Raw genomic sequence first — 8,830 nt, forward strand, 5'->3', positions numbered from 1 at the left:
CGGCGGCGGTGGGGGGTTGGGGGGTGGGTGTTTGGGAGGGGGCGGCTTGGGTGGGGGTGGCGGCGGCAACTTCACCGGTGGCCGCTTCTGACCCTCGCTCATCTGGCACTCACAACCACTCACACCCACTCACAGACCACCGCCACCGACGGCGGGGAACGAAAGGAACTGAGCAATGACCCAGAAGCAGACGATCCTCGGCCGCATCAGCCAGCTCGCACGCGCAAACATCAACAGCCTGCTGGACCGCGCCGAAGACCCGGAGAGGATGCTGGACCAGCTCATCCGGGACTACACGAATAGCATCGCCGAGGCCGAGGAGGCGGTCGCCCAGACCATCGCCAACGTGCGCATGGCGGAGTCCGACCTGCAGTCGGACCGCGACGCCGTCTCGGAGTGGGGCCGCAAGGCCGCCGCTGCGTCGAAGAAGGCCGAGGAGATGCGCGGCAGCGGCGATCCTGACGGCGCCTTCAAGTTCGACGACCTGGCGCGGGTGGCGTTGGGGCGCCAGATCCAGCACGAGAGCGACATCAAGAACAGTGAGCCGGCGATCCAGCAGCAGAACGCCACCGTCGATCAGCTCAAGGACGGGCTGACGCAGATGAAGACCAAGCTGGAGGACCTCAAGTCGCGTCGGGGCACGCTCGTCGCCCGCGCCCGCTCGGTCGAGGCCCAGGAAAATGTGCACGACGCGATGGCCTCCATCGACGTCATGGACCCGACCAGCGACCTCGCCCGCTGGGAGGACAACATCCGCCGTCAGGAGGCCGTGGCGCAGGGCCGGTCCGAGGCGCAGTCGACGCGGCTGGAGGACCAGTTCGCCGAGCTCGAGGATGCCGGTGACCAGTCTGAGATCGAGGCACGGCTGCAGCAGCTAAAGAACCAGGGCTGAGGCCCACCCGAACGCCCTGGCCGGCACCCCGCGGAGCGCGATGTGCCGGCCAGGGCTGGGTCCTGCTCCCGCTCTTCGGGCCAGGGCCCCAGGATCGAGGCAGGCATGGCGACGAAGGGCGTGAGCATGACTGACGCAGGCCCGCGCACCTGGGGTGCGCGACTCACGGCTGTCGCGACGGTCTCCCTCCTGACGTTGACCTGCGTGACCGCTGCTGGCGCACCGGCGTTCGCAGACCCGCCCGTGGACCTGACGGCTCCGGTCACCGACTCCGCCCACGTCCTCTCGGACGAGCAGGAGGGTGAGATCGAGGCCGCGCTGGAGGAGCTGTCCGACTCCCGGGACATCGACCTGCAGGTCGTCTTCGTCGACACCTTCGACGGGATGGACGGTCCGGCGTGGGCCACCGCAACCTTCCAGAAATCTGGGATGTCTTCGAACGACGTCGTGCTGGCCGTCGCCGTGGTCGAGCGACGATACGGTTATCACGAGGAAACCTCAGTGACGTCGGACTGGGCCAGTGAGATCGCGAGCAAGAAGGTCGAGCCGCAGCTCCGGGAGAAGCAGTGGTCAGCTGCCGCCCTGGCCGCCATCGATGGATACCAGAGCGACGGTCCAGCCTTCCCGTGGGGCCTCTTCAGCCTGATCTGGGCAGTGGTCCTGATCGCGGTGACGACCCCGTGGCTGCTCCTGTGGCGTCGCCGACTCCGGCGACGACGGAGCACCGAGCAGGACGTGCTGGACCAGCGTCACTCGCTGGCCAAGGAGGTCGTGCAGCTGGAGGAGGATCTCGGGGCGGCCACGACGGAAGCCGAATACGCGCAGGCAGACCTTGGTGCGCGGGAGGCGGCGCACCTGCACAAAGCCATCGACGACGCGAGGACCGCGCTCGGGGGCAGCAGCTCCGCGCTGGAGCTGGTCCCCACGCAGCCGGCGCGGCGGCCCGCCGCAGCCGCTGTGCTCACCAAGCACAAGGTCGAGCTCCAGCAGCAGTCCGACTCGCTCAAGAGAGCCTCCGCGAGGCTGTCCACAGCCACCAATCAGGTCCGGACCGCGCGCACCCTGGTGGCAAAGCCGGAGATGATCCAGGAGCTCGCTGCTCGGATCGGCGCCCTGCACCTAGCGCACGCGGACGTCTCCGCGCTGGTGCGCGCGCAGGCCGGCAGCCGACCCGCCTGGCTCCAGGCCCGGCTGGTCGACCTGCTCAGCGCGGGGTCCGAGCAGGTCAAGAAGGCACAGCACTCGATCGAGCACGTTGGCCCGCTGTTGACGCAGGGCAAGGCAGCGCAGGCAAGCAGGCTGTGGACGGCCGCTGTAGACACCTTCCACCAGGGCGAGAATACGCTGGCGCGGGTCGCCGACCCAGAGGCGGTGCGGGCCGAAGCGTTAACAGCGCTCGACCCCCTCCGCCAGCAGCTTTCTCAGCTCGTCCGCACGAGCCAGGACGAGCTCGGAAACTTTTCGGATTATGTGGAGTCGGCGCACAAGATCGATCGGGAGGAGGAGTGGGCAAGCCAACGACCCGACGCGCTCGCCTCGGCGATCTCAGGTGCCCAGGCCCTCCTGCGCCGTCCTCCTGACGCGGAGGTCGATCCTGCCGATCAGACCCGCCAGCTGGATTCGGCCATCGATCTGCTCGACGATGCCGTCCGCCCCTACCTAGCGATCGCACAGGCCCTGCGTGCCCGACGCCAGGCCAGCTCGTCGGGCTCCTCGAGCTCCAGATCCTCGAGTTCCTCGAGCTCTCGCTCCTCGTCGAGCTCCAGATCCAGTTCTGGCGGTGGACGATTCTGAGCGTCGTGTCCTGCCGGCCAGGCAAAACCGCGGCTTTCCGGACCCGACTCACCGCATGGTCGTTGACCGCGCGTCTATTCGCTGCGTGCCTGTTCGCTGCGTGCCTGTTCTTCAGTCTGGCTACCTTGCCTGCCGCGGCCGCTCCACCGGAGAACCTCCCCGACGAGCTCACCGATCGTATGGGCATCCTCAACGACCAGGGCGTGACCGCGATCATGGCGATCCAGGACCGTCTGGTGGCGCAGAAGGGTCTGCAGCTGTTTGTCGTGATCGTCGACGACTTCGACGGCATGGCAGCGCAGTCCTGGATCGAGCAGAGCGCTGCGATGTCCGGACTCGGTGAGCAGGACCTGGCGGTCGCGGTCGCGACCGACACCAAGGAGCTGGCGGTGTTAGTGCCCGCGAGCGCCAGGCTGGACCGGCGCTCGGTGGACCGGGCTGAGAGTCAGGCCAGGGAGCACCTGGCCGCCGACGATCCGGCAGGCGCGGTCCGGTCGCTGGCTGAGGGTCTGGACAAGGCCCCGCAGCTCGATCCTTCCGCTCGCGCGGGAGCGCTGGCGTCGTGGATCGTGGGCGTCGTCCTGCTGCTCAGCCTCCTCGGCGGCATCTGGTGGAAAGTGACCGCGGCCGCTCGCCGCCGACGCCGTGCCTCCGACGACCTCGAGGCCGCCTTCCACCTCGCAAGGCGGATGGGGTCGACCACCGTGACCCTGGACGATGCAGTGCAGGCTGCCAGGCTCGAGGCGGAGTTTGCGGCAGCGGAGTTCGACCCGCCCCTGGTCGCTTCGATCCGCGAGACCGTGGCTGCCGCTAGCGCCCAGGCCGTGGAGGCACACCGCCGCCGGCTCGCGGTCTCGTCCGGGCCGATCGATAATCTGCAGTGGCACCTGCCGCCGGCGAAGGCGCTGGCCGAACTCCGGGAGATCGACATACTCACCACCGAAGCACTGGGCCGACTGACCCCGTTGCCCGCCCAACTCGGCGAGCTCCGACGGCAGAGCGACCTGGCGCCGACCCGGATTGCCGGCCTGCGTGAGCTCGCAAAGACATCAGGCCTGGCGTCCGCGACCGCTGTGCAGGTTAGGCAACTTCTGGACCGCGCCGACTCTGACCTCGCTGCCGGTCGTCCCGAGGCAGCATTACTCCCCCTGCAGACGGTGGTGGCGCTGCTGCGACCTCTGGTCAGCGAGAGTGAAAACGCTGCTGAGCCGACTCCAAACCCAGATTCACCAGATCGTTGACGGCGTCGACGCCATCCCCGATCAGGAGCAACGTCTGCTCTCGGTCGCGCGCCGGGAAGTCTGAGAGCACGTAGTCGGCAGGGTCCTGACGACCGGGCGGCCGGCCGATCCCCAGCCGCACCCGCAGGTAGTCCTTGCTGCCCAGCGACTGCGAGATCGACCTCAGTCCGTTGTGGCCGCCCTCGCCACCGCCTCGCTTGAGCCGCACCTGACCCGGCTCAAGGTCAAGCTCGTCGTGCACGATGATGATCTGCTCCAGCGCCACCTTGTAGAACTGTGCCAGCCCTGCGACCGGTCCGCCGGACACGTTCATGTAGGTCATCGGCGTGGCGATGACGGCCCGAGGACCAGGCAGTCCACCAGCACCGGTGCCCAACCGGACCTCGGCGGCCCGAGCGCGCGCCGACTTATGCTGCTTGAGGGTCGTCGAGGCCCCCTGCGCGAGCTCGGCGATGGTCATCGACCCGATGTTATGACGGTTGCCGGCATAGCTCGTCCCGGGGTTGCCGAGACCCACGATCAACCAGGGCGCGGTGTCCATGGAGTTCGACCTTTCCTTGGGTGGAGCACGGCGAAGGCCACGCACCTGCGGGCTGGAGCCCGCGGTGGCGTGGCCGCCTCCGTGTGGGTGCAGGCTCTGGAGAGCCCGCTGAGATCACTCCGCAGCAGCGCCCTCGGCGTCCTTGGCGTCCTTGGCGTCGTCGTCGTCAGCCTCGGCGTCCTCGGCCTCGGCGATCTCCTCGTCGGTCTCGTCCTTCTCGATGCCGACCTCGGCCTCCGCTTCGGCGAGCTCGGCCTCCAGGGCCTCCTCGGTGAGCGCCTGGGTCACGTTGACGACCAGCGCCTCGGGATCGGTGATGAGGGTCACGCCCGCAGGTAGCTCGATCTCGCCGGCCAGGATCTGGGTGCCAGCGCGACGACCCTCGACCGAGACGCTAAAGGACTCGGGGATGGTGAGCGCGTCGGCCTCGACGGTCAGCACGACGTAGTCGGTGGTCACGACCGTGTCCGGTGCGGCCTCGCCCAGGACATGGACGCTGACGTCCACGGTCACCTTCTCGCCCTTCCTGACAATGACCAGGTCGACGTGCTCGATGGAACGCTTGATCGGGTTCCGCTGCACGTCCTTGACCAGCGCGAGCTGCTCCTCCCCCTCGACGTCCAGGCTCAGGATCGCGTTGGTCATGCGCAGCGCGAGGAGGGTCTGGTGGCCCGGGAGGGACAGGTGGACTGGGTCGGTGCCGTGACCGTAGAGGACGGCCGGGACCAGGTTGGCGCGACGGACACGTCGGGCCGCGCCCTTGCCGAACTCGGTTCGCTTCGCGGCGCTGATGGTCGGGGTGGTGTTAGTCATGCGTAGGAGCCTTCTACTGGTGGGATCAAGCAGGAGTGGGCCTCGACGCGGGACACGGCACGGGAGCACTGGAACTCGCGGAGGCGGCAGGCAGACCAACCAGAGGCCGGGTCACTGACGCGCTTCGTCGAATCACGGCCACCGCGTCCGTGCGGTGTCCCTCGCCGAGGCAACGTGCAGCAGTCTAGCCTCCAGCCACGATCACCGGAAATCTCGCCAGGTCGAAGCTCAGGCCTGCCCGTCGAACATCGAGGTGACCGACCCGTCTTCGAAGACCTGTCGGATGGCGCGGGCAATGAGCGGCCCGATCGACAACTCGGTCACCTTGTCGAGTGCTCGCGCCTCATCACTGAGCGGCAGCGTGTTGGTCACGATCACCTCGCGGGCCACCGAGTCCCGCAGCCGCGAGACGGCCGGGTCAGAGAAGATCGCGTGCGTGGCCGCGATGACCACACTGCCCGCGCCGTCGGCCATCAGTGCGTCGGCCGCCTGGCAGATGGTGCCACCGGAGTCGATCATGTCGTCGACCAAGATGCAGGTGCGCCCTGCGACGTCACCCACGACCCGGTTAGCGGTGGACTTGTTGGGGCGGGTGATGTCGCGCGTCTTGTGGATGAACGCCAACGGCACGCCCCCGAGCCGGTTCGACCAGTACTCCGCCACCTTGATCCGCCCCGCGTCCGGAGAGACCACCGCCAAGCTCTCGCCGGCGTACTTCTCCTTGACGTAGTCAGCCAGGATCGGCAGTGCCATGAGGTGGTCGACGGGTCCGTCGAAGAAACCCTGGATCTGGGAGGTGTGCAGGTCGACGGCCATGAGACGGTCGGCACCCGCGGTCTTGAACAGGTCCGCCATCAACCGCGCGGAGATCGGCTCGCGGCCACGGTGCTTCTTGTCCTGTCGGGCATAGCCATAGAAGGGCAAGACGACGGTGATGCGCTTGGCCGAGGCACGCTTGAGCGCGTCGACCATGATCAGGTGCTCCATGATCCACTCATTGACCGGCGCGGTGTGGCTCTGGATGACGAACGCGTCGCAGCCGCGGACCGACTCGTCGAAGCGCACATAGATCTCGCTGTTGGCGAACGCATAAGCCTGCGTCGGCACCAGCGAGGTGCCGAGGTGGTCGACGATCTCCTCGGCCAACTCTCGGTAAGCCCGACCGGTGAAGACCATGAGGTTCTTCTCGGGTGTGCGGTGGATTCCGGTCATTGCGCACTCCTGGGTGGGGTCGAGTCCGTTGCGGCAGAAGGTGGGGCGTGGGCGGCGTCCGCAGCAGCTGCGAGCGCCTGCTCGGCAGCGGCGGCCGTGCTCGTCCCAGCGCGACGCCGAGCCACCCAACCGTCGACGTTGCGTTGGCGGCCGCGGGCCACGGCGATCTGGCCGGCCTCCACGTTGCCGACCACTGCGGAACCGGCTGCGACATACGCTCCATCGGCGATGTCGACCGGCGCGACGAGCACCGAGTCCGACCCGATGAAGCTGTGCCGCCCGACGGTGGTGTGGAACTTGTGGACGCCGTCGAAGTTCGCGAAGATCGTGCCCGCCCCGATGTTGGCGCCCTCGCCGATCGTCGCGTCGCCGCAGTAGGTCAGGTGCGGCACCTTGGCTCCTGCGCCGATCTGGGCGTTCTTGGTCTCCACGAACCCACCGATCTTGCCCTTGGCGCCGAGCTCGGTGCCCGGCCGAAGGTAGGAGAACGGACCGACCGTCGCTCCCGGGCCGATCAGAGCGGTGTCTGCCTGGGTCCGGACGACGCTGGCGCCGTCTCCGACCTCGGTGTCCGCCAGCGTGGTGTCCGGTCCGATGACGGCGTCAACCCCGATGGTCGTGGCACCCAGGAGTTGGGTGCCTGGCCGGATCACGGTGTCGCTGCCAATGCTGACGTCCGCGTCGATCCACGTCGTGTCCGGGTCGACCACGGTGACGCCCGCACGCATCCACTGGTCGACGGTGCGGCGGTTGAGTTCCTTGCCCAGGAACGCCAGCTGAGCCCGGTCGTTGACGCCTTCGGTCTGCCAGAGGTCGTCGATGAGGAGCGCGCTGACCTTGAGGCCGTCCCGGCGTGCGATCCCGATGACGTCGGTGAGGTACTTCTCGCCTTGGGCGTTGTCGACCCCGACCTCCTGGAGAGCGGCGCGCAGGACCGCCGCGTCGAAGGCGTAGATGCCGGAGTTGATCTCGCGGACATCGACGACGTGGCGGTAATGGTCGCCGGCCTCGCGGTGAGCCAGCGCATCCTTGTACTCCATGATCTGCACGACATCACCCTGCTCGTCGCGGACGACGCGACCGTAGGCCTTGGCGTCGGGCAGCTCCGCGGTGATGACGGTGACCGCGGCGCCGCTGGACTCGTGGCGTTGCGTCAGCTCGGTCAGGGTCTGGCCGGTCAGGAGCGGGACGTCTCCCATCGTCACCAGCACGGTCCCGGAAAGGTCCGTCGGGAGCACGTCGAGGCCGCACTCACAGGCCCTCCCCGTGCCCTTGGTCTCGTCCTGGTCGGCGACCAGGGCAGACGGGTCGAGGTCGGCGATGTGGGCCGCGACGAGGTCGCGTTCGTGACGCACGACCACGGCCAGATGTTGCGGTGAAGCAGCCCGAGCAGCATGCATCGCGTGGCCCAGCAGCGTGCGACCACCGATGCTGTGGAGCACCTTCGGAGTGCGCGACTTCATCCGCGTGCCTTCGCCGGCTGCCAGGATGATCACGGCCGTGGGGTGGTGTGCGGTCACCTGTCTGACTCTACTTGGCATGATGGTGTGGTGAACGCCTCCCCAGTTAAGCCCCCCCGCGTGAGCCGGATGACCGGACCGCAGCGCCGCCAGCAGCTGATCGAGGTCGGCCGGGCGCTCTTTGCGGAGAAGGGTTTCGAGGGCACGACGGTTGAGGAGATCGCGGCCAGCGCTGAGGTGTCCAAGCCGGTCCTCTATGAGCACTTCGGTGGCAAGGAGGGCTTGTATGCCGTGGTCGTGGACCGCGAGATCCAGTCGCTGCTGCGCCAGATCACCGATGCGCTGACCCAGCCACCTGGCGGACACGCCCGGATCCTGCTCGAAGCTGCCGCGATGGCGCTGCTGGACTACATCGAGCATTCCACCGATGGCTTCCGGATCCTCGTGCGCGACAGTCCACCTGGTCAGTCGACCGGCTCGTTCGCGAGCCTGATCAGCGACATCGCCAGCCAGGTCGAGCACATCTTGGCGGCCGAGTTTCGTCGCCGCAAGCTCGACCCGAAGACAGCCCCGCTCTATGCGCAGATGCTGGTGGGCATGGTCGCTATCCCCGGGGGCTGGTGGCTCGACTCACGCAGAATGAAGAAAGAGGACGTGGCCGCACATCTAGTCAACCTCGCCTGGAACGGCCTGTCCGGCCTGGAGGCCAAGCCCAGCCTGCGCACTTTCCCCCGCTGACCCGACCGGGGAGCCCGGTGCGGATCTACCCTCGACCGGGGAGCCTCAGCGGTGGCCTAGGCTTGTCTGGTCCCTCGGGACGTTCCCCGGTTGCTCTGCTGGTAGGGGCCGCCTGACTTTGAATCAGGATTAGCGACGT

General features: G+C 67.9%; 8 protein-coding genes. 4 read left to right on the top strand and 4 right to left on the bottom strand.

Annotated elements, in window-relative coordinates:
• The first annotated feature begins 175 nt into the window (after nt 1-175).
• The 3 genes from Q4P07_RS13180 to Q4P07_RS13190 all read left to right on the top strand — a co-directional run bounded on the left by Q4P07_RS13180 (nt 176) and on the right by Q4P07_RS13190 (nt 3,927).
• Nucleotides 176-892 carry a PspA/IM30 family protein gene (locus tag Q4P07_RS13180; RefSeq protein ID WP_303375377.1) on the top strand — a complete coding sequence of 239 codons (717 nt, stop codon included), beginning with the start codon at nt 176-178 and terminating at the stop codon, nt 890-892.
• 126 nt (nt 893-1,018) lie between these two features.
• On the top strand, nt 1,019-2,686 hold the full coding sequence (locus Q4P07_RS13185) for a TPM domain-containing protein (protein WP_303375378.1): 1,668 nt from the start codon (nt 1,019-1,021) through the stop codon (nt 2,684-2,686).
• A 125-nt stretch (nt 2,687-2,811) separates the two neighbouring features.
• Nucleotides 2,812-3,927 carry a TPM domain-containing protein gene (locus tag Q4P07_RS13190; RefSeq protein ID WP_303375379.1) on the top strand — a complete coding sequence of 372 codons (1,116 nt, stop codon included), beginning with the start codon at nt 2,812-2,814 and terminating at the stop codon, nt 3,925-3,927.
• Here the strand turns inward: Q4P07_RS13190 and pth are convergent.
• The 4 genes from pth to glmU all read right to left on the bottom strand — a co-directional run bounded on the left by pth (nt 3,869) and on the right by glmU (nt 8,013).
• Complete coding sequence (gene pth, locus Q4P07_RS13195; protein WP_303375380.1) at nt 3,869-4,468, bottom strand: aminoacyl-tRNA hydrolase; 600 nt, start codon at nt 4,466-4,468, stop codon at nt 3,869-3,871. The genes Q4P07_RS13190 and pth overlap by 59 nt on opposite strands.
• Nucleotides 4,469-4,582: 114 nt before the next feature.
• Nucleotides 4,583-5,281 carry a 50S ribosomal protein L25/general stress protein Ctc gene (locus tag Q4P07_RS13200; RefSeq protein ID WP_303375381.1) on the bottom strand — a complete coding sequence of 233 codons (699 nt, stop codon included), beginning with the start codon at nt 5,279-5,281 and terminating at the stop codon, nt 4,583-4,585.
• 228 nt (nt 5,282-5,509) lie between these two features.
• Complete coding sequence (locus Q4P07_RS13205) at nt 5,510-6,493, bottom strand: ribose-phosphate diphosphokinase (RefSeq protein ID WP_303375382.1); 984 nt, start codon at nt 6,491-6,493, stop codon at nt 5,510-5,512.
• On the bottom strand, nt 6,490-8,013 hold the full coding sequence (gene glmU / locus Q4P07_RS13210) for a bifunctional UDP-N-acetylglucosamine diphosphorylase/glucosamine-1-phosphate N-acetyltransferase GlmU (RefSeq protein ID WP_303375383.1): 1,524 nt from the start codon (nt 8,011-8,013) through the stop codon (nt 6,490-6,492). The genes Q4P07_RS13205 and glmU overlap by 4 nt, the downstream gene beginning before the upstream one ends.
• A 69-nt stretch (nt 8,014-8,082) precedes the next feature.
• Between glmU and Q4P07_RS13215 the strand changes: the two genes are divergently transcribed.
• Nucleotides 8,083-8,691: a TetR/AcrR family transcriptional regulator gene (locus tag Q4P07_RS13215; protein WP_303375384.1), complete on the top strand. Its 609-nt coding sequence runs from the start codon at nt 8,083-8,085 to the stop codon at nt 8,689-8,691.
• Nucleotides 8,692-8,830: the final 139 nt, after the last annotated feature.

The sequence above is a fragment of the Ornithinimicrobium sp. genome (assembly GCF_030537745.1).
Lineage (GTDB): Bacteria > Actinomycetota > Actinomycetes > Actinomycetales > Dermatophilaceae > Ornithinicoccus.